The sequence below is a fragment of the Novosphingobium mississippiense genome (assembly GCF_044029535.1).
Classification (GTDB): domain Bacteria; phylum Pseudomonadota; class Alphaproteobacteria; order Sphingomonadales; family Sphingomonadaceae; genus Novosphingobium.
In genome coordinates, this window is the sequence record NZ_CP147001.1 from 2,280,687 (window position 1) to 2,304,255 (window position 23,569).

Annotated in this window: 21 protein-coding genes; 15 read left to right on the top strand and 6 right to left on the bottom strand. The window is 65.2% G+C overall.

Going from position 1 to position 23,569, the window contains the following annotated elements; all coding sequences use genetic code 11:
• Positions 1-44 precede the first annotated feature (44 nt).
• Together WBP06_RS10845 and WBP06_RS10850 are read left to right on the top strand one after the other, a co-directional pair.
• Positions 45-1,010: an NAD-dependent epimerase/dehydratase family protein gene (locus WBP06_RS10845; RefSeq protein WP_395327359.1), complete on the top strand. Its 966-nt coding sequence runs from the start codon at positions 45-47 to the stop codon at positions 1,008-1,010.
• The gene (locus WBP06_RS10850) at positions 1,007-1,987 is read left to right on the top strand and encodes a glycosyltransferase family 2 protein (protein WP_395327361.1); all 981 of its coding nucleotides are present in this window, start codon (positions 1,007-1,009) and stop codon (positions 1,985-1,987) included. The genes WBP06_RS10845 and WBP06_RS10850 overlap by 4 nt, the downstream gene beginning before the upstream one ends.
• Here the strand turns inward: WBP06_RS10850 and WBP06_RS10855 are convergent.
• Positions 1,959-2,408, bottom strand: a complete 450-nt coding sequence (locus tag WBP06_RS10855; protein WP_395327363.1) for a GtrA family protein — start codon at positions 2,406-2,408, stop codon at positions 1,959-1,961. The two genes, WBP06_RS10850 and WBP06_RS10855, sit on opposite strands and share 29 nt — an antisense overlap.
• Positions 2,405-3,469, bottom strand: a complete 1,065-nt coding sequence (locus WBP06_RS10860) for an SDR family NAD(P)-dependent oxidoreductase (protein WP_395327364.1) — start codon at positions 3,467-3,469, stop codon at positions 2,405-2,407. The genes WBP06_RS10855 and WBP06_RS10860 overlap by 4 nt, the downstream gene beginning before the upstream one ends.
• Before the next feature lie 353 nt (positions 3,470-3,822).
• Here WBP06_RS10860 and WBP06_RS10865 point away from each other — a divergent pair, with 353 nt between their 5' ends.
• A complete protein-coding gene (locus WBP06_RS10865; protein ID WP_395327366.1) occupies positions 3,823-4,857 on the top strand; it encodes a hypothetical protein in 1,035 nt (344 codons plus the stop codon).
• A 53-nt stretch (positions 4,858-4,910) separates the two neighbouring features.
• Here WBP06_RS10865 and WBP06_RS10870 read toward each other — a convergent pair whose 3' ends face one another.
• Together WBP06_RS10870 and WBP06_RS10875 are read right to left on the bottom strand one after the other, a co-directional pair.
• Entirely contained in the window at positions 4,911-5,264 is a 354-nt protein-coding gene (locus WBP06_RS10870; RefSeq protein ID WP_395334126.1) for a response regulator, read from the bottom strand.
• Between the two features lie 206 nt (positions 5,265-5,470).
• Complete coding sequence (locus WBP06_RS10875; protein WP_395327367.1) at positions 5,471-5,788, bottom strand: hypothetical protein; 318 nt, start codon at positions 5,786-5,788, stop codon at positions 5,471-5,473.
• 187 nt (positions 5,789-5,975) lie between these two features.
• On the opposite strand from WBP06_RS10875, the gene WBP06_RS10880 reads away from it, so the two are divergent.
• The 7 genes from WBP06_RS10880 to WBP06_RS10910 all read left to right on the top strand — a co-directional run bounded on the left by WBP06_RS10880 (position 5,976) and on the right by WBP06_RS10910 (position 15,289).
• Complete coding sequence (locus tag WBP06_RS10880; RefSeq protein WP_395327369.1) at positions 5,976-8,312, top strand: chemotaxis protein CheA; 2,337 nt, start codon at positions 5,976-5,978, stop codon at positions 8,310-8,312.
• Between the two features lie 2 nt (positions 8,313-8,314).
• A complete protein-coding gene (locus WBP06_RS10885; RefSeq protein ID WP_395327370.1) occupies positions 8,315-8,770 on the top strand; it encodes a chemotaxis protein CheW in 456 nt (151 codons plus the stop codon).
• A gap of 55 nt (positions 8,771-8,825) precedes the next feature.
• On the top strand, positions 8,826-9,191 hold the full coding sequence (locus WBP06_RS10890; RefSeq protein WP_395327372.1) for a response regulator: 366 nt from the start codon (positions 8,826-8,828) through the stop codon (positions 9,189-9,191).
• Between the two features lie 17 nt (positions 9,192-9,208).
• On the top strand, positions 9,209-10,318 hold the full coding sequence (cheB, locus tag WBP06_RS10895; RefSeq protein WP_395327374.1) for a chemotaxis-specific protein-glutamate methyltransferase CheB: 1,110 nt from the start codon (positions 9,209-9,211) through the stop codon (positions 10,316-10,318).
• Positions 10,309-11,166 carry a CheR family methyltransferase gene (locus WBP06_RS10900; protein WP_395327375.1) on the top strand — a complete coding sequence of 286 codons (858 nt, stop codon included), beginning with the start codon at positions 10,309-10,311 and terminating at the stop codon, positions 11,164-11,166. Before cheB ends, WBP06_RS10900 begins: the two co-directional genes overlap by 10 nt.
• 71 nt (positions 11,167-11,237) lie before the next feature.
• Positions 11,238-13,034 (top strand): methyl-accepting chemotaxis protein, encoded by a 1,797-nt coding sequence (locus WBP06_RS10905; RefSeq protein ID WP_395327377.1) that lies wholly within the window; start codon positions 11,238-11,240, stop codon positions 13,032-13,034.
• A gap of 74 nt (positions 13,035-13,108) precedes the next feature.
• Positions 13,109-15,289: a penicillin acylase family protein gene (locus tag WBP06_RS10910; protein ID WP_395327379.1), complete on the top strand. Its 2,181-nt coding sequence runs from the start codon at positions 13,109-13,111 to the stop codon at positions 15,287-15,289.
• A gap of 261 nt (positions 15,290-15,550) precedes the next feature.
• On the opposite strand, the gene WBP06_RS10915 is transcribed toward WBP06_RS10910, so the two are convergent.
• Both WBP06_RS10915 and WBP06_RS10920 read right to left on the bottom strand, forming a co-directional pair.
• The gene (locus WBP06_RS10915) at positions 15,551-17,698 is read right to left on the bottom strand and encodes a methyl-accepting chemotaxis protein (protein ID WP_395327381.1); all 2,148 of its coding nucleotides are present in this window, start codon (positions 17,696-17,698) and stop codon (positions 15,551-15,553) included.
• 21 nt (positions 17,699-17,719) lie between these two features.
• Positions 17,720-18,439: a TorF family putative porin gene (locus WBP06_RS10920; protein ID WP_395327383.1), complete on the bottom strand. Its 720-nt coding sequence runs from the start codon at positions 18,437-18,439 to the stop codon at positions 17,720-17,722.
• 765 nt (positions 18,440-19,204) lie between these two features.
• Between WBP06_RS10920 and WBP06_RS10925 the strand changes: the two genes are divergently transcribed.
• The 5 genes from WBP06_RS10925 to WBP06_RS10945 all read left to right on the top strand — a co-directional run bounded on the left by WBP06_RS10925 (position 19,205) and on the right by WBP06_RS10945 (position 23,551).
• Positions 19,205-20,338, top strand: a complete 1,134-nt coding sequence (locus WBP06_RS10925; RefSeq protein WP_395327385.1) for a helix-turn-helix transcriptional regulator — start codon at positions 19,205-19,207, stop codon at positions 20,336-20,338.
• 102 nt (positions 20,339-20,440) lie between these two features.
• Positions 20,441-21,463, top strand: coding sequence for a hypothetical protein (locus WBP06_RS10930; protein ID WP_395327387.1), 1,023 nt, complete (start codon positions 20,441-20,443; stop codon positions 21,461-21,463).
• Between the two features lie 110 nt (positions 21,464-21,573).
• Positions 21,574-22,071, top strand: coding sequence for a hypothetical protein (locus WBP06_RS10935; protein ID WP_395327388.1), 498 nt, complete (start codon positions 21,574-21,576; stop codon positions 22,069-22,071).
• A gap of 100 nt (positions 22,072-22,171) precedes the next feature.
• Positions 22,172-22,792 carry a C39 family peptidase gene (locus tag WBP06_RS10940; RefSeq protein WP_395327390.1) on the top strand — a complete coding sequence of 207 codons (621 nt, stop codon included), beginning with the start codon at positions 22,172-22,174 and terminating at the stop codon, positions 22,790-22,792.
• A gap of 9 nt (positions 22,793-22,801) precedes the next feature.
• Positions 22,802-23,551, top strand: coding sequence for a hypothetical protein (locus WBP06_RS10945; protein WP_395327391.1), 750 nt, complete (start codon positions 22,802-22,804; stop codon positions 23,549-23,551).
• The last annotated feature ends 18 nt before the right edge of the window (positions 23,552-23,569 follow it).

Sequence of the window (23,569 nt, forward strand, 5' to 3'; positions counted from 1 at the left end):
GCAGGTTGCCGGGCACGAATGGGCTGGACGGAAAGGGTACCGAGGTGAGCAAATCAGTCTCGCTGGTGACGGGTGCAGCCGGCTTCATCGGCTCGCACCTTTCCGCGCGCCTGCTGGCCGAGGGGGACGAGGTGCATGTATTCCTGCGCCCCACCTCCTCGCTGGCGCGGCTTTCCACGGTTGCCGACAATCTTGTGATTCACCGGCTGGACCTTTCGGACAAGGCCGCCGTGCAAGAGCATGTGGCCGCGATTCTGCCCGATCGGGTATTCCACCTCGCCGCCGAGACCCGGCTTTCCACCGAACTGAGCTGCACCAACGCGCGTGAGGCGATCGGTCTCTACGTCGATCCCGCGGTCAACCTTGTCGAGGCGCTGGCCCATGTGCCCGATCCGCCTTCGGTGGTGATCCGCGCCGGCACCATCGCCGAATATGGCCGCGTGGCGCTGCCCTACAGCGAAGCGGGCCGGGCCAGCCCGCTCACCCCCTATGGCATGGGCATGTTGGCGGCCACCAACTGCCTGGGAATGCTGGCACCCGCCCTGCCCTTTCCGGTGATCACCGCAAGGCTGGCGCTATGCTACGGCCCCCGGCAATCGTGTCAGTTCCTGGTCCCCGCCCTGATCGACGCGGTGCTTTCGCAGCATCCCATCACCGTGGAACGACCGGACGACCGGCGCGACCTGCTGTACGTTTCCGACGCCGTCACCGCGCTGATGCGGATCGCCGAATCCGCCCCCAACGACTGCACGATCGTCAACGTCAGTTCCGGCATGGCGCCGACCATGCGCGAAGTGGCCCGGCGCATCGTCGATCTGGCAGACTGCGATCCCGCGCTTGTCTCCATGCGCCGCCCGCTGCCTGGCGAACGCCCGGTGGAACTGCGCTGCGCGGCCGAACTGGCGCGCGTGCGGTTCGGCTGGGAACGGCAGGTCGGGCTTGAGGAAGGGCTGCGGCAAACCATCGCGGCCGAACAGCGAATGCGCAGCATGGCGGGGTCGGCACGGTGAACGGAGAACCCAAGACCCTGATATCGATCCTGGTGCCCGCGCTGAACGAGGAACAGAACGTCGTGCGCTGCTACGAGACGATCGTACGCGTCTTCGAAAAACTGCCCGAATACAGTTACGAGATCATCGTCACCGACAACCATTCGACCGACCGGACCTTCGAACTGCTGGAGGAACTTGCCGCCAAGGACCGCGCGCTGAAGGTCATCCGCTTTTCGCGCAACTACGGCTACCAGCGTTCGCTGCTCTGCGCCTACAAGGCGGCGACCGGCGCCTGCTCCATCCAGCTCGACTGCGATCTTCAGGATCCGCCGGAACTGATCCCGGAAATGCTGCAACTCTGGCGGCTGGGCCATCAAGTCGTCTACGGCATCCGCCGCAGCCTGCAGGACAACTTCTTCGTCGCCACCGCGCGGCGTGCCTTCTATCGCTTCATCACCTGGATCAGCGATGACGAACTGCCAGTGAACGCGGGTGAATTCCGCTTGGTGGACCGCCGGATTCTGGTGGAACTGCACAAGGTGGACGATGCCTCCCCCTATCTGCGCGGATTGATCAGCGCGATGGGCTTTTCGCAGATCGGCCTTGAGTACGACCGCGCCGATCGTGCGGCGGGCGAAAGCAAGTTCCCGCTGAAATCGATGATCTCGCTGGCAGTGGACGGGGTACTGAACCACTCCTTGCTGCCGCTGCGCTTCGCCTCGATCTCGGGCATCATGATCGGTGCGCTGACGCTGTTGCTGACGTTCGTCTACCTGATCGGGCGGGTGTTCCTGGGCCAGCACTGGCCCGCCGGTTTCGCCACCACCACGATCCTGCTGCTGATGTCGATCTCCATCAACTCGATCTTCATGGGCATTCTGGGCGAGTACGTCGGCCGCCTGTTCCTTCAGGCCAAGAGCGCCTCGAACCCGATCGTGGAAAGCCGGCTGAACTTTCCCGAAGTGGTCACACTGGTCGCCCGCGAAACACGATAAGTCGCGTCAGCACGAACAACACCGCTGCATACGTGCACACCGCCAGCCCCTGCAGCAGGGCGCTGCCGCTGACGCCAGTTGCCCCCGCCCCGCCAGCCCCCAGGCCAGCCGCCCGCCCCAGCACGATCACGGCCAGGTTGGCGCCATAGGCGGTGAGGAACGCCAACACATACCGCACCAGTTCCCCCCCGTCCGGCCGATGCCGCGCGCGGAAGGTCAGCTTGCGGTGCAGCGCCCAGGAGATCGGCAAGCCCATCGCGAAGCCCGCGACATTGGCGGCATAGTCGCCCAACCCGGCATAGAGCCAGCACAGGATCAGGGCGTAGCCGATCGCGGTATTGGCCGCCCCCACCAGCACGAAACGGATCAGCGTGGCCAGTTCGCCCCGCCATGTGGTGGCTGGTGGCAGTACCTGCTTCATTCCGCCGCCAGCGACGATGGCTCGATCTCGCTGCGTTCAACGCCGCTACCGTAAAACACGCGATACCAGTCGGCAAAGCGCTGGAGCCCTTCCTCCAGCATGACCTGCGGGTGATAGCCGGTCAACGCGTTGAGGCGGCTGACATCGGCATAAGTGGCGGTAACGTCGCCCGGCTGCATCGGCCGCATGATCTTGATCGCCTCCCGCCCCAGCGCGGCTTCCAACGCGGCGATCATGTCCATCAGGCCCACCGGCCGACTGTCGCCGATGTTGAGCACGCGATGCAGCGGATCGTAGTCCCCGCCGCCCGGCGGATTGTCGAGCGCGCCGACCACCCCGTCGACGATGTCGTCGATATAGGTAAAATCGCGCGCCATCTTGCCCTCTCCGTAAACCTCGATCGGCTCGCCCGCCATGATCTTCCCGGTGAAGCTGAAATAGGCCATGTCCGGCCGCCCCCACGGGCCATAGACCGTGAAGAACCGCAGCCCGGTCTGCGCAAAGTGATAGAGCCCGGCATAGGCGTGGCTCATCAACTCGCACGAACGCTTGGTGGCGGCATAGAGCGAGACGGGGGAGACGGTGGCATCGTCCTCCGAAAAGCCGTGCCCGTTCAGCGGCCGATCGCCGTAGACCGAACTGGAAGAGGCATAGACCAGATGTTCGAACCCCGGCGCGTGGCGGCAGGCTTCCAGCACCGCCAGGTGGCCCGCCAGGTTCGAATGCTGATAGGCGAACGGGTGGCTCAGGCTGTAGCGCACGCCCGCCTGCGCGGCCAGGTGGACGACCCGCCGCACGCCCGCATCGCGCACCAGCGCCGCCAGTGCATCGGCATCGGCCACGTCCATGCGGTGGAAGGTGAAGCCGGGATGCCCGTCGAACGTGACCAACCGCGCTTCCTTCAGCGCGGGGTCGTAGTAATCGTTGACGATGTCGATCCCGATCACCCGCTCGCCCCGCGCCAGCAGACGGTGGGCGACGGCGTGGCCGATGAAGCCGGCGGCACCGGTGACGAGGATGGGGGCCGGACCGTGGGCGAAATTGTCGAGGCTGGCGTTCACTGGACTGGCTCCCTTCGGCGCTGCAGGGGCGCAACTGTGGCGCAGGCGCTTGGCGCCATGCGGAAAGGTGCGGGGCGACGGGCACCCGGGCAATCCCTCCTAAGGCGATGGCCGCATGTCATTGGGGAGGCCGGGCCATCTCCTTCGGCGTAAGCGTTCCGGCGAAGCCACCCTGCGGCAGGTTCCGGTGCAATCGGCTAGACTTAAGAGGTGGCTGGGGCGATTCATCGCAATTGACCCTGCATGACCGAACGGGAACAGTCCTGCAGGCGTTCGGGAAAGCGACCGGGCCCCCGTCGAGCGCATCGTCCTTCCCAAACGGGGACATCCCGGAAAGGCATGGAGTTCTGGCGTTGTCCCAGCAGGCGATCCGACCGCTCGTCCACATCGGCTTTCACAAGACCGCCTCGACGCTGCTCCAACGCACGCTGTTCGCCCGTTCCGATCTCGGCTTCGAACGTCCCGGGCGCGATCGCTCCCACATCCAGGCCGACTTCATCCGCTATGGTCCGTTCGATGAAATGGACCCGAAAGTGATCGAGGCCTATCACCGGCTCGCCTATGAGGCGCGCACGCGCGGCCGCACGCTGGTCCTCTCGCACGAGCGGCTGTCCGGCTATCCCGGATCCGGCGCGTTCGATGCGCGGATGATCGCCGATCGCATCAAGACCTGCCTGCCTGATGCGCGCATCCTGGTCTTCGTGCGCGAACAGCGCTCGATGCTCTATTCCTACTATCTGCAATACATCACCGACGGGGGATCGCTGTCGTTCCGGCGGCTGACCAGCCAGATCCAGCCCAAGCTGTTCCGCAAGCCGGAGTTCGACCTGCGCAGCTTCGCCTATGCACCGCAGATCGAATACTACCGCACGCTGTTCGGGCCGGAAAACGTGCTGATGATCCCCTACGAGACGCTGCACGACGAAACCTGGCGCGTGGCGGTGGAGATCGCGCGGTTCTGCGGCCAGTCGACCAGCCGCATCAACACCGACATCTTCGGCAACATGGCCAATTCCAGTATGCCGATCATGATGCAGTTGCTGCGTCGGCGGTTGAACGGCCTGGTCTATCGCAACCAGTTGTCTCCCCACGCGCCGATCGCGTTCAACCCGTTCGACCGCTGGTATCGCCGCACCCGCGTCCTGTTCGAACCCACCCGCCTGATCGACGCGCCGCTCAAACGCCACCTGAAGCGTCAGATCGAAGAACTGACCGGCGATCGCTATGCGGGGAGCAACCTGCAACTGCAGCGCATGACCGCCCACGACCTTTCCCGCTATGGCTATCGCCTGCCGGAGCCGGCATCGGCACCGCAAACGCGCGTGGTACCGCAGAACGGCGGCACGGTGCGGGTGCGGTCCGGCGCGTTCATGCAGGCGACGGGCTAGGGCCGTTTTCGATCCGGCCGGATCTTGCGACCCCGCGCGCTGCGAAAACGCCCTTAAGCCGCGCCGATGCCTTGCAGCTTCATGTGCAGGGTGTGGTGGTCGAACGGCTTGATGACGTATTCGTCGGCCCCGGCCTCGATACCCTTGCGGATATCGCCATTTTCGGAGTTGGTGGTGCAGAACACCACCTTGGGCCGATGTGTGCCCTGCATTCCGCGCAGCGCGGTCACGAATTCCAGGCCGCCCATCAGCGGCATGTTCCAGTCCAGCAGGATCAGGTCGGGCATTGCCGCCATGCACTTGCTCAGTGCTTCCTCGCCATTCTCGGCCTCGAACACGGTGTAGCCCAGCGCTTCGAGGATCCGGCGCGAAACCTTGCGGATCACGCGCGAATCGTCGACGATCAGGCCACGACGGCCACGCGGCGCCTCCGGATCGGCGGCGGCCTGCACGACCTGCACCGGCGCTTCGGCGGGAACCTCGCCATCGCGGCGTGCGGGCGCCGGGGAGCGCTTGATCAGACCTTCAAGAATGACACTTACTCCCAAGAGCGTTTTCTGATCGGGTGGCATCACCTGACGGCTTGGAAAACGCGAAAAACCAGAAACTCAGCTCACGCGTTCTCGTTGGCCTGAAGGATCTTGGCGACCTTCTTGGCCGTCTCGATCACTTCTTCCTTGTCCTCTGCCACCGGCTCCGGCCGGGGCAGCGATTCGACATTGATTTCGGAAGGCGTCATGCGGACGTGGATGTAGGGCATCCAGATCTCGCCGAATTCGGCCTTCTGGTACCACAAGTCCACGACATCGTAAGAAACCCAGAATCCGCTGGGATCCTGCAGCCTCACGCCCTCGCCGATGCGGGGGACGGCGGCGAACCGCACGGTCTCCTGCGTCTGGCGCGTCTCGTTCTGGACTTCGATCTCGATCAACGCACGGTCTCCTCGCTTGCGTGACAGGCTAGGGGGAAATCCTTGCTGAAAAGGAAATTTTACCAAACCGAAGCGCACGAATTGCCGCATCGCGCCGATGGACGGGTTTCCGCACCCTTGAATGGCCGCCTCCTATACTCTTGGTTAATTTATTACGCCGCATAAGCCCCGGGCACTGGGGGCCTATATGGACGAATTGCTCGAAGACTTCGTCGCCGAAACCCGCGAAATGCTGGAAGCGCTGGGGGGCGAACTGATTTCCTGGGAGGAAGACCCGGGCGATCGCGCGCGCCTCGATTCGATCTTCCGCTTCCTCCACACCGTGAAGGGCAATTGCGGCTTCGTTGACCTGCCGCGCCTGGAAGCGCTGAGCCATGCGGCGGAAGACGCGCTGGCAGACGTGCGCGCCGGGCGCCGCATTGCCGACGCCGCATTGGTCAGCGGTGTGCTCGCCGTGATCGACCGCGTGGGCGACATGGTGGACGCCATCGAGGCGGGCGAGACTTTCCCCGAAGGCGGGGACGAGGCTCTGACTGCCGCGCTGCAACCCGCTGCCTCCCCGGTGATCGCGCTGGCAGCGCCCGCAGTTCCGGCCGGGTCCGCCGGATCGCGCACCGCCCAGCCCCAACGCACGATTCGCATCCCGGTCGAACTGCTGGACAAGGTGATGAGCGGCGTTTCCGACATGGTGCTGGCGCGCAACGAACTGGCCCGCCACTTGCGCGACGGCCAGATGGAACCGCAAGTCCACGAACCGTTCGATCGCCTTTCCGCCATCATCGCCGACGTGCGCGACGCCATGACGCGCACGCGCATGCAGCGGGTGGAAAGCCTGTTTTCCGGCCTGCCCCGCATGGTGCGCGATCTTGCCGCCGAACTGGGCAAGCAGGTGCATGTGGAGATCGCCGGCAACGAAGTGGAGCTGGACCGCGAGATGGTGGAGATCATCCGCGATCCGCTGACCCACATCGTCCGCAACGCCATCGACCACGGCATCGAAGTCGTGCCCCTGCGCCGCGCGGCCGGCAAGGCGGAGATCGGCCGCCTCACCGTCTCCGCCCGCCAGTCCGGCAACAAAATCCTGATCGACATCGTCGACGACGGACGCGGCATCAACGAGAAGCGCCTGATCGAAAAGGCCGTGGCCGCCGGCATCGTCGATGCGGCAGAGGCAGCACACCTATCCCGCGCCGAAGTGTTCGACCTGATGTTCGAGGCCGGCCTTTCCACGGCGGAGACGGTCACCGCCATTTCCGGGCGCGGCGTCGGCATGGACGTGGTGCGCGCCAATATCGAGCGGATCGGCGGCTCTATCGAGATCGATTCGACGCCCGGCATGGGCACCCGCGTCACCCTGCGCGTGCCGCTGACCTTGACGATCATTCCCGCCGTTACCGTAGGGATCGGCCAGCAGCGCTTCGCGATCCCGCGCAGTTCGGTAGAAGAGATCGTCCACCTCACCGAAGGCACGCTGGAGATCGACGAAGTGGGCGGCGCCATGCTCGCGCGCATTCGCGACCGCCGCCTGCCCTGCCTGATGGCCTCGCACGTGTTGCGGCTTTCGGACGATGGACCGGACGCCACCCGCCCGGTGATCGTGCTGCGCCACGCCGGCGGCGGCTATTTCGCGCTGATGGTGGACGAAGTATTCGGGCACGAGGAACTGGTGATCAAGCCGGCCGCGCCCGCGATCATCGCCACCGGGCTCTACGCCGGAACCACGCTCACCGATGACGGGCATCCGATCCTGCTGCTGGAAGTGAGCGGGCTTGCCCGCGCTGGCGGCCTTGCCATCGATGCCCTCGAACGCCGCGCACGGCTGCCGGACACTGGTCCCGCCCTGCCGCGCCGCACGATGCAGGTGCTGCTGTTCGACGCGCTGGACGGTACCCGCCGCGCCATGCCGGTTGGCGTGCTGGACCGGCTGGAGGAAGTCTCCCCCGACGCCATCACTATCGAGGGGGATCGCAAGCTGGTGGTGATCCGCGAAAGCATCCTGCCGCTGGACGGGCTGGAAACCGCCAGCGAAGTCGGTGCCACGCTGCGCTTGCTGCGCCTGACCGACGGGCACGGGGAAATCGCCTATGCCGTGAACGAAGCGCTGGAAATCCGTGATGTGGACGCGGCGGTGATCGCCGGCGGCGGTGCGGAGGGAGAGGATCCGATCGTGCTGATCGACGGCGTTGCCACCCGCATCGTCGCGCCGTACCAGTTGTTCGCGCGCCATTCGCGCAATCCGTCACGCGTCGTGAAGCCGGTCTGCCGACTGCCGGCGGACGATACCTGGATCCAGAACTTCGTGCGCCCGATGGTGGAAGCCGCCGGTTACCGCGTGGTCGCCGCCGATACGCCGGACGATGCGGACCTCGCGATTCTGGCACATGATGTGGAACCCGCCGCCGCAACTGCCCGCGAAGTCATCCGCCTGCGCGCCGATCCGGGTGCGACGGACGATGCCAGCATCTACCGCTACGACCAGGCCGCGCTGATGGGTGCGCTGCGCCGCCACGCCGGAAGGGCCTGAGCATGAGAGAGCTTCTCGTCGTCGTAACCCTTGCCGGCCGCCGGATCGCGCTGCGTTCGCGCGATGTGCAATCGGTGATCGCGTTGGACGTCATGACCCCGGTGCCCTGCGCGCCGCCCCACGTCGCCGGGCTTTCCGGCCTGCGCAGCCGCGTGCTGACGGTGATCGACGGCCGCCGCGCGCTCGACCTCGGTGACACGGAACAGCGCGGCGCAGGTGCCCCGGCCGCCGTCATTATCCACGAGAGCCACTCCTATGCGCTGCTGCTGGACGAGGTGGAGGACGTGACCGAGGCCTGGAGTGAACCGGAGCCGGTTCGCGCAAGGATGGACGGTAATTGGGCGGCGATGTCGCACGGTCTGGTCGAAACCGCACTCGGCCCGCTTCTCGTTGCAAATGTCGCGGCGCTGATTGTCGGTCCAGACCATGAAATTCCTGTCGTGACCGACGCTGCTTAAGTTCTTGGTTACGTAAAACGACTAGTATCGGGCTCTGGGGATAAGGAAGCGAAACATGAAAACCTGCCTGATCGTCGATGACTCGCGGTTGATCCGCAAGTTCTCGCGCCAGTCGATGGAAGCCCTTGGCTTCACGGTCAGCGAAGCCTGCGACGGGCAGCAGGCGATGCTGAGCTGCGAAGTGGCCATGCCCGACGTGATCCTGCTGGACTGGAACATGCCGGTGATGAGCGGCATCGAATTCCTGCGCCTGCTGCGCCAGACCGGCCATTCCAACCAGCCCAAGGTCGTGTTCTGCACCACCGAAAGCGATTCCGCGCACATCGAAGCGGCCATCGCCGCCGGTGCGGACGAATATGTGATGAAGCCGTTCGATCACGATACGCTGCACATGAAACTCCAACTGGTCGGCGTGGCCTGAACTCAGAGCTTTCGCCGATGCCCCTGCCCTCGCTGCGCCGGCGCAACGCCCGCGTGACGCTGTTGCCGCCGGTGCGGCTGATGATCATCGATGATTCGCTGGTGGCCCGCACCGCCCTGAAGCGCATGGTGGAAGGGGCAGAGGGCCTTGAAGTCACCGCCATCGCCAGCAACGCCGAAGCGGCGCTGGACGTGCTGCGCGAAAGCCGCGTCGATGTGATCCTGCTCGATCTGGACATGCCCGGCATGGGCGGGCTGGAGGCACTGCCCCGCCTGATCGAACGCGCCCGCGGCGCCCGCGTGCTGGTCGTCTCCTCGCTCACCGTCGATGGCGCGGCGGACACGCTTTCCGCGCTGGCGCTGGGCGCGGCGGATACCTTGCCCAAGCCCGTCGCGCGCGGCTTTCACGGCGATTATCGCGATCTGCTGCTCGGCAAGATCCGCGAACTGGGCCTGGCCGCCGCGCCCGCGCCGCAGACCCTCCGCCGGGAACCACCGCCGCCCGCAAAACTGCGCAAGCCCGTCAGCAGCGCCGCACACAAACCCGCCGAAGTGCTCGCCATCGGCGCCTCCACCGGCGGCGTCCACGCGCTTGCCAGCCTGTTTGCCGCGCTCCCCCGACAACTGGGCGTGCCGGTGGTCATCACCCAGCACCTGCCGCCGGCGATCATTCCCTATTTCGCGCGCCAGATTCGCGCCGCGTCCGGTTGCGAGACACTGCTGGCGGAAGACGACATGCCACTGGTGTCCGATTGCGTGCTGATCGCCCCGGGCGACGCGCATATGGCGTTCCGTCGCAAGGGTGATGGCCTGGTTGTGCGACTGAATCATGAGCCCGCGCCCAGCGGCTGCCTGCCCTCGCTCGACGTGATGTTCGCCTCTCTTGCGGAGGAAATGGGCGATCGCACGCTAGGCGTCGTGCTTTCCGGCATGGGCCGCGACGGCGCGCTGGGCGCCGCGCGCATCGTTGCCGCCCGCGGCGCGATCCTGGCGCAGGATGAGGCCAGCTCCGCCGTCTGGGGAATGCCGCGCGCGGTGGCCGAAGCCGGACTCGCCAGCGCGGTGCTGCCGCCCGAGCAACTGGCCCAGCGCGTGATCGCCGGGATCGGAGCGCCGTCATGCAAGTGAGCCTCGCTTCCGAACGCCTGCTGGCCGATCTGCTGAAGGCGCGCACCGGGCAGGAATTGCCGGACAATCGCCGCTGGCGCATCGGCTCCGCCCTGTCCGGCCTCTGCCGCGAATATGGCATCACCAGCATAGACCAGTTGATCGCCACCTTCTCGCCCACGCGCCAGACCACGCTGGCCCGGCAGATGGTGGAAGCACTGCTGAACAACGAGACCTATTTCTACCGCGATCGCGCCTTCTTCGATCATCTGGTCGGCCAAGTGCTGCCAGGGCTGGCCGAAGCGCGCGCCGAAACGCGCACCCTGACGATCTGGTCGGTCGGCTGCTCCACCGGGCAGGAAGCGCTGACGCTGGCGATGATCTTCGCCAGCCAGGAAGCGCGATGGGCCGGTTGGACGATCTCGATCCTGGGCACCGATGTGTCCGGATCGGTGATCGAGGTGGCGCGCAAGGGCTGCTACACCCCGTTCCAGATCCAGCGCGGCCTTGCCATGGGCGAGATGATCAAGTGGTTCGAGGAAACGCCCCAAGGCTGGCGCGTGCGCGAACGCCTGCGCCGCATGACGCGGTTCGAAGAGCACAACCTGCTCGATCCGCTGCCCACCCTGCCCGGTGGCCAGTCCCCCACATTCGACGTGGTGCTGTGCCGCAACGTGCTGCTCTACTTCGATGCGGAGACGCGCGAACGGGCCTTCACCCGCGTGGCCAATGCGCTGGCCGCCGACGGCTGGTTGATGCTGGGCGCGGGGGAGACCACGCACGGGCTGACCGATCGGCTCGCCCCCGAACGCGGTGCCCCGGGCTTCTTCCGCCACACGAAAGTTGCCCGCCGCACGCGCGCCGCTTAAGTCTTATTTAAGCGTAATTCCCTAGGCACTTGCTCCATAGTTTGCCGCTGTCTTCTAGGGGGAAGAGTGCAATGACCGAAATGGCTGCCGCGCAAAAGCGCGACTGGTTCTGGCGCCGGTCCATCGTCACCAAGATTCGCATCATCATCGGCATTTTCCTCGTCATGTCGGTGACGATCGCCGGGGTCGCGTCGATCGCGTTGACCAAGGTGAAGGACGATGCCGCGCTGACCGCCAAACTGCACGGCTCCGCGCTGAGCGCCGCCGACGCCTGGGGCGACATCGCGCAGGCCATGCAGCAACTGGATGCAGCCCGCGCCAAGGACACCGGCATCGATGCCGCACAAGTCACCGCCACCCGCGCACTGGTCAAGTCCGCCTCCGAAAAGCTGGGCCATGCGCGCATCGCGCTGGACAATGCCGACCCCGGCATCGATCTGCTGTTCGATCGCCTGAGCCCCACCCTTACCGCCTTCGACGGGCAGCTTGCAGCCCAGCAGAACGGGGCCGCCGGCGATCCGTCCATGGCGATGACCGACATTTCCGGTCAGGTCGCGCAGATCAAGGACGTGCTGGCGCAGCGCACGACCGCGATCGAAGGCAGCCGGGACAGCTTCATCGGCTGGACCGAGCTGACGATGTTCCTCTTCGCGGTCATCGCCGCGCTGAATGGCATTTTCGCGCTGATCATCACCCGCCGCAACATCACCGGCCCGCTGGCCGACATGGCCGACGCCATGGTGAAACTGGCAGAGGGCGACCGCGAGATCGACGTGCCCGGCACCGATCAGGTGAACGAGATCGGCGACATGGCCCGTTCGCTGGAAACCTTCCGCCGTGGCTACCTGCGCCTCGACAAGATGCGCAAGGAAGCCGCCGCCGCCGCCGAAGCCGAGATTGCCCGCCAGGAAGACCTGCGGCTTGAGCGGGAGATGGCGCGCGACCAGCGCAAGAAGATCGTGCTCGATCTGGCCGAGAAGTTCGAACAGAGCGTGGGGGAGATCGTCAGCGGCGTCGCCTCCGCGTCCAGCCAGTTGCAGTCCACCGCAACCTCGATGGCGAAGTCGGCCGAACATGCCGCATCGACCACCAGCGAAGTGTCGACGGCGATGGGGGAGGCTTCGGCCGGCGTCACCGCCGCAGCCGCAGCCAGCGACGAATTCGCGATGTCGATCCACGAAATCAGCCGTCAGGCCGCGACCTCGGCCGAACTGGCGCGCCAGGCCAGCGAAACCACCGCCAATGCCGATGCCACGATCGCCAAGCTGGCCGTCTCGGCCGAACAGGTGGGCCAGATCGTCAAGCTGATCCACTCGATCGCGCAGCGCACCAATCTGCTGGCGCTCAACGCCTCGATCGAGGCAGCGCGCGGGGGTGAGGCCGGGCGCGGCTTCGCGGTCGTCGCCGCAGAGGTGAAGGAACTGGCCGCGCAGACCAGCAAGGCCACCGACGAAGTGGCCGCGCAGATCGGCGAGATTCAGGCATCGACAACCGGCAGCGTCGCCGCCCTGCGCGCGATTGCCGAGGACGTGGCACAGCTGGAGGCCACCTCGGTGTCGATCGCCGCCGCTGTCGATCAGCAGTCAGTGGCCGGGCAGGATCTGGCCCGCAGCATCGACCTTGCCGCGCGCAGCACCGACGATGTGACCGGGCGCGTGGAAGACGTGCGCGAAACCTCATTGGCGACCGGCGCAGCGGCATCGCAAGTGCTGTCGTCCTCCACCGAATTGCAGCTTCAGGCCGCAATCCTCAAGAACCAGGTGGAACGCTTCCTCGGCTCGATCCGCAGCCCGGAAATGCCGGACGATCGCATCCCAACCTACCCCACTCAGCACGATTGGGAACGTGAGGTAGAAGCGGCGGAATAAGCGCCGGAAACGGACAGACGCCGGGCGGGACCAATGGCCTTGCCCGGCCGGCTTTCGGGCGATAGCTGAAAGCCATGCAGTTCACCTTCCGCGCCGCCCTTCTCCTAACCGCCATCGCGGCGCCCGCCGCCGCCCATGCCGCCTCCGACGACATGGCCCGCTGGAAGGCCGAGGCCGCGCGCGTCACCGTCACGCGCGACGACTGGGGCATTGCCCACGTCCACGGCAAGACCGACGCCGATGCCGTGTTCGGCGCAATCTATACGCAGGCGGAAGACGATTTTCCGCGCGTGGAGGCGAACTACCTCACCGCGCTTGGCCGCACGGCCGAAGCCGAAGGCGAAAGCGCGATCTGGCAGGACCTTCGCCAACGCCTCTTCGTCGATCCGGAGCAACTGAAGGCGCAATACAGGCAGAGCCCGCCATGGCTGCGCGCGCTGATGGACAGCTGGGCGGACGGGCTGAACTTCTATCTGGCCACCCACCCCACCACGAAGCCCAAGGTGCTCACCCGGTTCGAGCCTTGGATGGCGCTTTCCTTCACCGAAGGCAGCATCGGCGGCGATATCGAGCAGATTTCGCTGACCAAGCTTCAGGGCTTTTACGAGCACCGCAAAATTCCGCCCACCGCGCTGGAAACCGGCGCGCTGATGCGGGAACCCAGCGGCTCGAACGGCATCGCCATCGCGCCCGCCAACACCGCGAACGGCCATGCGCTGCTGCTGATCAACCCGCACACCAGCTTCTACTTCCGCGCCGAGCTGCAGATGACCAGCGACGCCGGGCTCAATGCCTATGGTGCGTCCACCTGGGGCCAGTTCTTCATCTATCAGGGCTTCAACCCGAAGATCGGCTGGATGCACACCTCCTCCACCGTCGACAACATCGACCAGTTCGCGGAGAGCATCGAGAGCAAGCAGGGCCGCACCCTCTATCGCTACGGCAACGAATTGCGCCCCGTGGAATCGCGTGAGATCGCCCTCTCTTTCCGTCAGCCGGACGGCACGATGGGATCGCGCAGCTTCACCACCTATCGCAGCCACCACGGCCCGATCGTCGCCGAGGATGGCGGCAAGTGGATTGCCGAGGCGCTGATGTGGAAGCCGATCCCGGCGCTGCAGCAAAGCTGGCTGCGGACCAAGACCAGCGACCTTGCCTCGTACATGAAAGTCGCCGAAGCGCAGGCCAATTCGTCCAACGATACACTGCTGGCCGATGCCAACGGCGAGATCGCCTATCTCCACCCGCAGTTCGTGCCGCTGCGCGACAACCGCTTCGACTATCGCGATCCGGTGGACGGTGCCGATCCCGCCACCGACTGGAAGGGCTTGCACGCCGTCGATACCCTGCCCAACGTGCTCAACCCCAAGGTCGGCTGGGTGCACAACACCAACGATTGGCCGTGGGACGCCGCCGGACCGGACAGCCCCAAGGCGGCGGATTTCCCGCGCTACATGGATCAGGTCGGACCCAACTATCGCGGCGTCCATGCCGACGAAGTGCTGACCGGAAAGCACGATTTCACGCCGGAGCGCCTGATCGCCGCTGCCTATGACAGCCACCTTCCCGCCTTCGCGGTGCTACTGCCGCAGCTTGCCGCCGATTACGACGCCCTGCCCGCCGCCGATCCGCTGAAGGCCAAGCTCTCTGCGCCGATCGCCATGCTGCGCGGCTGGGATTGCCGTTGGGGCTATCAGTCGAAGGAGACCACGCTGGCGGTGTTCTGGGGGGATACGCTGGGCGGCAAGTTCAACGCCGATGCCAAGAAGGCGCGGCTGAACCTGCCGGACTTCATCGCCCAGCGCACCACCGCCCCGCAGCGCCTTGCCGCGCTGTCCGAAGCAGTGGACCGGCTGACGCACGACTTCGGCGGCTGGCAGGTCGCCTGGGGAGAGGTCAACCGCTTCCAGCGTCTGGATGCTGCGATCACACCGCATTTCGACGATGCGCAAGCCTCTCTGCCGGTGCCGTTCACGTCAGCCATCTGGGGCTCGCTTGCCTCGTTCGGGGCCAAGCCTTATCCGAATACGACCAAGTACTACGGCACCAGCGGCAACAGTTTCGTCGCCGTGGTCGAATTCGGCCCCAAAGTGCGCGCCTGGGCGGTGAGCGCCGGCGGGCAGAGCGGAGATCCGGCCTCTCCCCACTTCCGCGATCAGGCGCAGCGCTATGCCGATGGCGCTTTGCGGCCGGTCTACTTCTATCCCGAAGATCTCGCCGGGCATACGACGCGGACGTACAATCCGGGGGAGTGATGCATCCGGCCCTTTGACCAGCCGCACGCACCCACCCCTTTCACAAAACACTCCGTCGCCCCCGCGAAGGCGGGGCCCCGCTTTTCTTGCGTCACGCACGACGCCCGAAGAACAAGCGGGATCCCCGCCTTCGCGGGGATGACGAAGTTGGGGTGGCAATGAACTGTCTGGACGGAACGCCGACCCGACCAACACGAAAAGGCCCGCGGATCACACCGATCCGCGGGCCTTTGCTTTACCCGAAGGCTATGCCAGCGCCGGTCAGGCCACCGAAGCCAATCGCGTCGAACCGCGATACTCGCCCGTATCGAACCGCGCCGCCTGATCGTTCAGCGAGGTCGCCTCGGTCGTCAGGTTGCGTGCGGCAGCGGAGGTTTCCTCCACCATCGCGGCGTTCTGCTGGGTGGAGTGGTCCATGGTCGAAACCGCCACGCTGATCTGGCTGATCGCGGTGGACTGCGCCTGGTTGTCCTCCGCCATCTGGCCCAGCAGCTTGTGCACTTCGCCGACGCCGCCCGAGATATGCTCGAATGCGCCATCCACGCGCTGCACCGCGTCCACGGCGGTGACGATGTCCGTCTGCGTGACGGTCAGCTGATCACGCGCGCGCTTGGCTTCTTCTTCGGCCCGCATGGCGAGTGCCGAGACGAGATCGGCCACCACCGCGAAGCCGCGACCGGCATCGCCCGCACGCCCGGCCTCTACCGCCGCGTTCATGGCAAGCACGCGGGTCTGGAAGGCGATCTTGTCGACGCCTTCGATCACCTGGTCGATGCCCTTGGCGCTCTGGCTGACGCGGTCCATCGCGGCGACGGCTTCCCCTGCAACCGCGCGGCCACCCGAAACGGTGGTGAGCGCTTCATCGGCGCGGGTGACGGTCTGTGCCGACGCCGTGGCCGATGCCTTCAGGCGCTGGTCGATCTGCACCAGCGCGGCCGAGGTTTCTTCCAGGCTGGCGGCATTGGCTTCGGTACGGCGGGCAAGGTCTTCCGATGCCTGCGCGATTTCCATCGAGCCGGAGCGGATGCCCCCGGCGCTGAGCGCCACGGCACCGATCATGCGGCGCAGTTCGCCAAGGGCGGCGTTGAAGTTGTCCTTCAGCGCAGCATAGCCGGCCGGGAACGGCACCCTGATCTCGGCCGTCAGGTCGCCGCGCGTCAGCGCGTCGAGCCCGGCACCGATGGCGCTGGTGACGGTCTTCTGCTCTTCGGCGGCACGATGGTCGGCCTCGGCACGATCGGCCGCAGCCTGACGGAACACGTCGGCGGCGCGGGCCATGGTGCCGATCTCATCCTCACGGTCGAGTTCGGGGATCGCGCAGTTCTCGCCCTTGGCCAGACGGTCCACGGCGTCGCTCAGCTTGGCCATCGGACGGCCGATGATGCCGCCGGCGGCGAAGAACAGGCTGGCCAGCACGGCGCCGACGATCACCAGACCGCCCACCACCAGCTGCCAGCCGATCGAGCGCGCAGGCGCGGAAACGGCGGCTTCCGGAACGTCGAGCACCAGCGCCCAGGTGGCGTTGAGGTTGTCGAGCGCGATGGGCAGGATCACGCGGCGCGTCGCCACGCCGCCGATTTCCAGATTGGGCAGAACCTTCGTCTCACCCGTGGAAAGCGCCGCCTTCACATCGTCAAGGCCGGGTTCGGCATATGCCTTGCCCAGTACCGCGGCATCGGGGTTCGCCACCCAGGTCGCCGCCGAGGACAGCAGCATGACATGCCCGGTGCCGAATGGCTTCAGCGCACCCAGACGCTGGGAAATCGTGCCCAGTTCCATGTCCACGCCGACCACGCCGATCACCTTGTCGCCCGAGCGGACGGGCTGGGTGATGGAGGTCATCAGCACCTGCTTGCCATCAAGGTCATAGGCATAGGGATCGACCAGAGCGCCCTTACCGCTGTCGAACGCCTGGCGGAAGTACGGCTTGTCGAAAGCGCCCGCCTCGTTGTTCGGCTGCATGGTCAGCGCGCCGTTGCTCTTCACCCAATAAGGGGAAAAGTTGCCGTTCGACGCAGAGCCCGGCAGGTTGCCCTTGCCCGCCTCGGCACCGTCCCACTGGCCCGGGGTGATCATCACCCAGCTGCCCAGCGCGGCCTTCGATTCCAGCAGATCGGTCTTCAGCACCGTTACCGCCACGCCGCGATCGCGCATGCCGGTGGCGTGCATCTTGCCCAGGGCCGAACTCATGGCGCGGGCGGTGGCTTCGAAGGTGGCGAAATCAGCCTTCACCTGATTGCCCTCGGCCGTGGCCTGGGCCACGGCGGCATCGTCGGACAGCTTGCCGACGGCGTTGCCGGTCTCGAAGACGACGGCGGAGAAACCCAGCAGCAGCAGCAGCGCGATCGCCAATCCGGCGACCGTCATCAGCTTGCCCGCTATGTGCATGCGGCGAAACAGGTCTGTCATTGTCTTGCTCCAGCGGGAGAATCAGAAACCGGCACTGAGGGAAACCAGCGCGGCGCCGTCGGCCTGGTTGCCGTGGCTGAGGTTGGTATCGATGTAGGAAAGGCCCAGAGTGAGCTTGTCGAACGTGACGTCCGCCCCCAGCGACCAGTCGTAGTAGCCGCCGGGCTTGGGGCTGATCGCCCCCTTGCTGCGGCCGCCGTGGGCCTTCAGCGTGATCGGGGTGCCGGGAACGGGCGCCGCCGCTTCACCGAACAGATAAAGGTGATCGCCGCCCAGCGCCGCCTGATCCCAGCTGTACCCGCTGCCCACGGTCGTGCGGACCGGACCGAAGTCGTAGGACAGGCGGGCCGTGGTTTCGAAATACTCGATCTTCGCGGCGCCCTGCCCGCCGCGCTTGCCGCCGGGATAGCTGTAATAGGCCATGGTCACGTCAAGGCTGGTGCGCTTGGCGATGGTACCCGCCCAGCCGCCATAGAGGTCGACCTCGGTCGGGCCATAGCGATCGCCCAGCCCCAGCGACGATCCCCAGGTGCCGACATAGAGGCCGCTCTTGTGCGCGAAATTGATGGTGCCCTGGATGGCCGGGTCCTTGCCCGTCAGCGAGATGCCGCGAAAACGGTAATCACTGATCAGCGTGACGCCGCCGGAGACGGTGATGGCGGGTGTTTCTTCCTGTGCATGAACGGGGGGCGAAATCAGAAATACGATCGGGGCGAGCCCCGAAAGAATGGCAAAACGCATGAAGTCCTCTTCTCGGGACGTTGGCAGACTTCGCCATTATAGGATGACATCGTGGGTCATCGGGACGCTTGGCTCTGGAATCCCGAGGGTCAGCCGAAAGCTCCCATGTTTACAGAAATATAGGAACGCCATGTGAGAGGCCGTTTGAAATTCGCTGAAGACGAATTTCGCGGCTCCGGCCACTGCCCCGCCGGTTTGCTACAGCCCTGATGAAAGTTTGCCGCGCCAGCGACTCCCGTCGAGTCGAACGGGCCGTTCCCGCAGTCTGGCAGCCGGCCGCGGATAGCGCCACGCCCCTCGCGACGGACTGCGCCGCCGATGATCGGAGCCGATGCCGCCGCGTACGGTTTTCGGCTAATTTCCCAATGAACTCTTGGGAGTAAATCGAAAGGATAACCCCCTCAAAATGAAATCACGCAAACCATTGAATATATTAAAAATCACAAGTTGAGCACCCTACCGCTCACCAGAATACAAGAATGGTTCTTTTTCGCCTCTTATTTTCCACCATAACCAATTTGAGCCACCCAAAGTCCGAAAGGATAAAAATTCAACAATTACTTCAACTCATCGAAACCTCTATTGTATTTTTCTGAGAAATACCGATAGAAACCTCATGGTGAATGCACCGAAATTCGACAGAATTTTGGGATGATCTGGGTGGAGATGGGATGGCTGATCGCGTGATTTCGATTGTCGCCACCGACAGTCGATGAAGGCCATCGCCTGCGCCCCTCCCCCGAAAGAGTCGAAAGGAAACACACCGTGGTGCGATCCTCGGCGGCGCAGTGGGACCAGTTGGCGATCGACAGCCTGTTCGACCTGGTAACCCGGCATCTGGATTGCCCCATGGCGGTGTTGACGCAGCACAGGGCCGAAAGCGAACATCCCGAAATCATGGCCATTTCGCAAATGGCGGACAGTCTGGCCCACGGCATCGCCCATTCGATCCAGCAGGCGGCCGCCTATGACGAGTGGCGATCCGAAACCACCACGCTGCGCTGCGGGCATTTCGATATCGAGAATGTGCTCCTGCCCGACCGCGTCCGCAGCGCGCGGCGGATCACGTTCTCCTGCCCGGTGGACCCGGCTTCCTTCCTGGCCCTGTCGGTCTGCCGCTTCGATACCGACGAATGGGCGATGCGCGCACTCGCCGCGCAAGGGATCCACGGCTGGGTTGAGGCCTATCTCCGGCTGTTCTGGGAGGCGAAGCTGCACCGAGGCCGCGCCGGCGCCCTGGCGGAGGGGCTGGACCTGTTCGATTTCGGAACTTTCCTGCTGGATGTGGCCGGCAACATCATCTTCGCCAATGTCCGCGCGCTGCAACTGCTGGAACTGGGCAACGGCCTGCGCCGGGCGGGTCAATCGGTCACCGCCACCGATTTCGACAATGCGGTACGATTGCAGACCGCCATCCACCACCTTGCCCATGACCGGCACAGCCGCCCGGCGGAGATCGACGAGACTTCGCTGATCCTGATAAAGCGGGTGAACGCCCGGCCGCTTGTCGCCGTGGTCGCCCGGCTGCCAGAGGCGCCCCCCGGCCACGGCGGCGCGGCCATGGCGCTCTACGTCCTGGATCCCGATATCGACGCCCGCCCGCTGGCCACGGCACTGTGCCGCGCCCATGGCCTGACGGTATCGGAAACCGAACTGGTCATGCGCCTTGTCAAAGGCCTGACCATCGATGCCGCCGCGCGCGACATGCATATCCAGCCGCAGACGGCGCGCGCCTATCTGAAACAGATCTTCGCCAAGACCGACACCCACCGGCAGACCGACCTGGTGCGGATGATCCTGCGCGGGGTGGTGCACATCCGGCCGTTTGCCGCGCCCCCCTCAAACGGGGGTACGGATTCTACTCATTTGAGGGCGGGGCAAGCACCTGTCTGGGGCTAAGCCGCCCAAACGCTTCGGGTTATATCGCCGATCCACGGCGTCTTGCGGAAAAGGTGTCGTCTCGATGGCTGGGAGCAGCCGTTCAACGCGAAAGGAATAGCCATGAGATATGCCCTGTTATTGACGGCATCGGCCGGTGTATTCGCCTTGGCCGCAAGCCCGACATTTGCCCAAACAGCCGGTAGCGGCGGCAACTATGCGGATGCTACCCGCGGTTCTACGGCAACGTCTTCCGACAGTTCGACGAACACGAACACCAACACGACGACGACGACGAGCACCCCCACCACTACAACGACGACCACCAACACCTCCACCCCCACGGACAATTCGAATTCCAGCGATTCGTCCGGATTGGGCTCTGCCAATAACGGCGGCACTTCGGCCATCGACGCGCACGACGCCAGCAACAGGAGCGATTCCAGCGGCGCGAACTCCGCCAACAACGGCAGTTCGTCCAGCCTGGCGGTCGCCGCGGCGGGCGCCGGCAGCGACTCCAGTGGCGCGAATTCGGCCAACAATGGCGGCACGTCCAACCTGGCGGTCGACGCCCATGACGCAAGCAACAACAGCGACTCCAGCGGTGCGAACTCCGCCAACAACGGCGGCACGTCCAACCTGGCGGTCGATGCCCATGATGCGAGCAACAACAGCGACTCCAGTGGCCTTGGTTCCGCCAACAATGGTGGCACTGCCAATCTGGCAGTGAATGCCTCCGGCGCGGGCAGCGACTCCAGCGGCGTCGGCTCTGCCAACAATGGCGGCACTTCGACCAGCACCTACACCACCCAGACCACCTATTCGGCACTGGCCGGCACGGTGACGGGCGGCGAAGTCACCTTCTGGCAGCCTTCCGAAGGCGGCTCCGGCGGCACGGGCGGCAACGGCGGCAACGCCAACGCCGGTCGCAACGGTGACGGCGGCACCGGCGGCAGCGGCGGTGGTGGCGGCACCAGCGGCAATGGCGGATCCCCGGTCATGACCTGGAACGCCACATTCGACAACGGCTCGTTCTCGAACTTTGCCGGCCTGAATGCGATGAACGTGAACACCGGCGTGTTCGCATCGCAGAACGCCAGCATCAATGTCGGCGCGACCATCGGCACCCTCAGCCTGGGTCAATAGGCAATGCATGAACGACCGGCCGCCCTTGCGGCGGCCGGCCTTTCTCCGGTGCGCATTTCCCCGGTGCACCATTCTTCTTCGGCGCAGTTCCATGCAAAGGAGGCTTTCCCTTGGTCCGCGATCACATTGTCCATCATGGGGCCCTTGCCGGGATCGCCCTCGTCGGCATCGCCGTAGCCGGCCTTCTTCATGCTGCACCTGCATTCGCCGCCGACGAAGCCGCTCCGATGCCGCCCGACGCGCCGTTGGCAGCCCAATCCTTGGCCCAGTCGCCTGCCACCCAGCCAGACGCGGTCTCTCCCAACACACCGCTGCCGCAACCGCAGTTCGGAAACGACGCGCCGTTCACCCAACGAACGGTCGTCGACGATAGCGGGCTTGCAGGCATTACCGGCATGGCCGACGTGAAAGTCATCGAACAGGCTGCCAACGTCGCCAATACCAGCACCATTTCGGGCAACATCATCAACGGCGACCCGACGACCGGGACGATATCGTTCGATGGTGGCGCGTTCGGCGCCTTCAACGGCCTGGCGCTGATCAACACGAACACAGGCAATAACGTATCCATCAATTCCGCGATGAACGTTAATGTCGCGATCCAGTAACGGGACCAGCAAGGGGGCCGGCAAACGCGCAGCCGGCCTCCTTCTGGCCGTTTCTGCGCTTCTGACGGGCTGCGCCAGCCCGGTGCCGCCAACCGGATCCATGCTCAGCCTTTCCGCCGGGGACTATGCCCTGCCGGTCAAGAGCATGGCCGAACGGCGCTTTCTCACCGTGGTCCGCCAGCGGTACGATTTCAGCTGCGGCTCGGCCGCGCTGGCAACCCTGCTGCGCTACCACTACGGCGATCTTCAGAGCGAACAGAGCATCTTCGTCGGCATGTGGGACGAAGGAGACCGCGAACAGATCAAGCGGCTGGGCTTTTCCCTGCTGGACATGAAGCGCTACCTTAGCGCGCGCGGGATCAAGGCGAACGGCTATATCGTGACGCTGGACGACATACAGCGCACCGGTGTCCCCGGCATCGCCCTGATCAACCTGAAGGGGTACAAGCATTTCGTCGTGGTCAAAGGCGTTGAGGACGGCAAAGTGCTGGTCGGCGACCCCTCTTTGGGCATTCGCCTGATCGATACCAAGCAGTTCACCGCGATGTGGAACGGCATCCTTTTCGCGCTGGCGGATGGGCTGGATCGCGGCAAGAGCAGCTTTGGCCGCAGGGAGGAATGGGCGCTGGCCCCGCGAAGCCGGGCGACGCTGATGATGGAGCCCGCAAGCCTCCAGGCCCTCGAACTCACCCGCGCCCAGCCCTATCCGTTCGTGATGTAGGAGGGGGCGATGGCATCATGGCGCGTTGACGGTTGGTGGATTGCAGGGGGGCTGCTGATGGCGGTCACCGCCAGCCCCAGCCTGGCGGCGACCGAGAGCGGCGCTTCGCCCCTGGCCACCCCGGCCCCCACCCGCGATGGCGGAGGCCTAACACCCGCCACCAATGAAGTAAGCCCCCTGTTCGGCACGGCGACGACGCTCGACGACCAGCAGTTGGACGCGATGCGCGGCGGCTTCGAACTGCCGAACGGCATGGACGTGGTGGTGGGCGTGGACATTCAGACGCTGGTCAACGGCACGCTGGCCCTGCGCAGCGTGCTCAATACCGAAACCGGCACGCCGGTCGTGTTCGTCGGCGATGGCAGCGGAACTGCCGGTTCGGCAGGCACGGGCACCGCCACCCCCGGCGGCGTGGTCGTCCACGTCGGAGACGCGACGACGACGATCCAGGCGGGTGCCGGGCAGCAGCAGGTCGCGCTGACCCCGAACGGCCCGGCGGTGTCGACGCCATCGGGAACGGTGCAACTGGTCAAGGACAGCAGCGGATCGCAAGTGATCCTGAACGGGAATTCACTTGAATTGCATCAAATGATAGGTAGCCTCACCGGAAGTATTGTAGCAAATACAGCCAACGACAGAACCATTGACACCGTAGTAACCGTCAATGTCGACGTGCAGAATTCGGGACTGCTCGCCGGCAACGCGGTACTTCGCGCAAATTCGATTGCTCTTGATACAGCGGGTCGCGGCATCCGTTAGAGACATGCGATTGTGGGG

Coding starts and splice junctions, on each gene's coding strand:
- WBP06_RS10890 (WP_395327372.1), top strand. CDS start 8,826: ATGAAAACCTGCCTGATCGTCGATGACTCGCGGTTGATCCGCAAGTTC.
- WBP06_RS10910 (WP_395327379.1), top strand. CDS start 13,109: ATGCAGTTCACCTTCCGCGCCGCCCTTCTCCTAACCGCCATCGCGGCG.
- WBP06_RS10945 (WP_395327391.1), top strand. CDS start 22,802: ATGGCATCATGGCGCGTTGACGGTTGGTGGATTGCAGGGGGGCTGCTG.
- WBP06_RS10900 (WP_395327375.1), top strand. CDS start 10,309: ATGCAAGTGAGCCTCGCTTCCGAACGCCTGCTGGCCGATCTGCTGAAG.
- WBP06_RS10905 (WP_395327377.1), top strand. CDS start 11,238: ATGACCGAAATGGCTGCCGCGCAAAAGCGCGACTGGTTCTGGCGCCGG.
- WBP06_RS10940 (WP_395327390.1), top strand. CDS start 22,172: ATGCTCAGCCTTTCCGCCGGGGACTATGCCCTGCCGGTCAAGAGCATG.
- cheB (WP_395327374.1), top strand. CDS start 9,209: ATGCCCCTGCCCTCGCTGCGCCGGCGCAACGCCCGCGTGACGCTGTTG.
- WBP06_RS10880 (WP_395327369.1), top strand. CDS start 5,976: ATGGACGAATTGCTCGAAGACTTCGTCGCCGAAACCCGCGAAATGCTG.
- WBP06_RS10855 (WP_395327363.1), bottom strand. CDS start 2,408: ATGAAGCAGGTACTGCCACCAGCCACCACATGGCGGGGCGAACTGGCC.
- WBP06_RS10930 (WP_395327387.1), top strand. CDS start 20,441: ATGAGATATGCCCTGTTATTGACGGCATCGGCCGGTGTATTCGCCTTG.
- WBP06_RS10920 (WP_395327383.1), bottom strand. CDS start 18,439: ATGCGTTTTGCCATTCTTTCGGGGCTCGCCCCGATCGTATTTCTGATT.
- WBP06_RS10915 (WP_395327381.1), bottom strand. CDS start 17,698: ATGACAGACCTGTTTCGCCGCATGCACATAGCGGGCAAGCTGATGACG.
- WBP06_RS10885 (WP_395327370.1), top strand. CDS start 8,315: ATGAGAGAGCTTCTCGTCGTCGTAACCCTTGCCGGCCGCCGGATCGCG.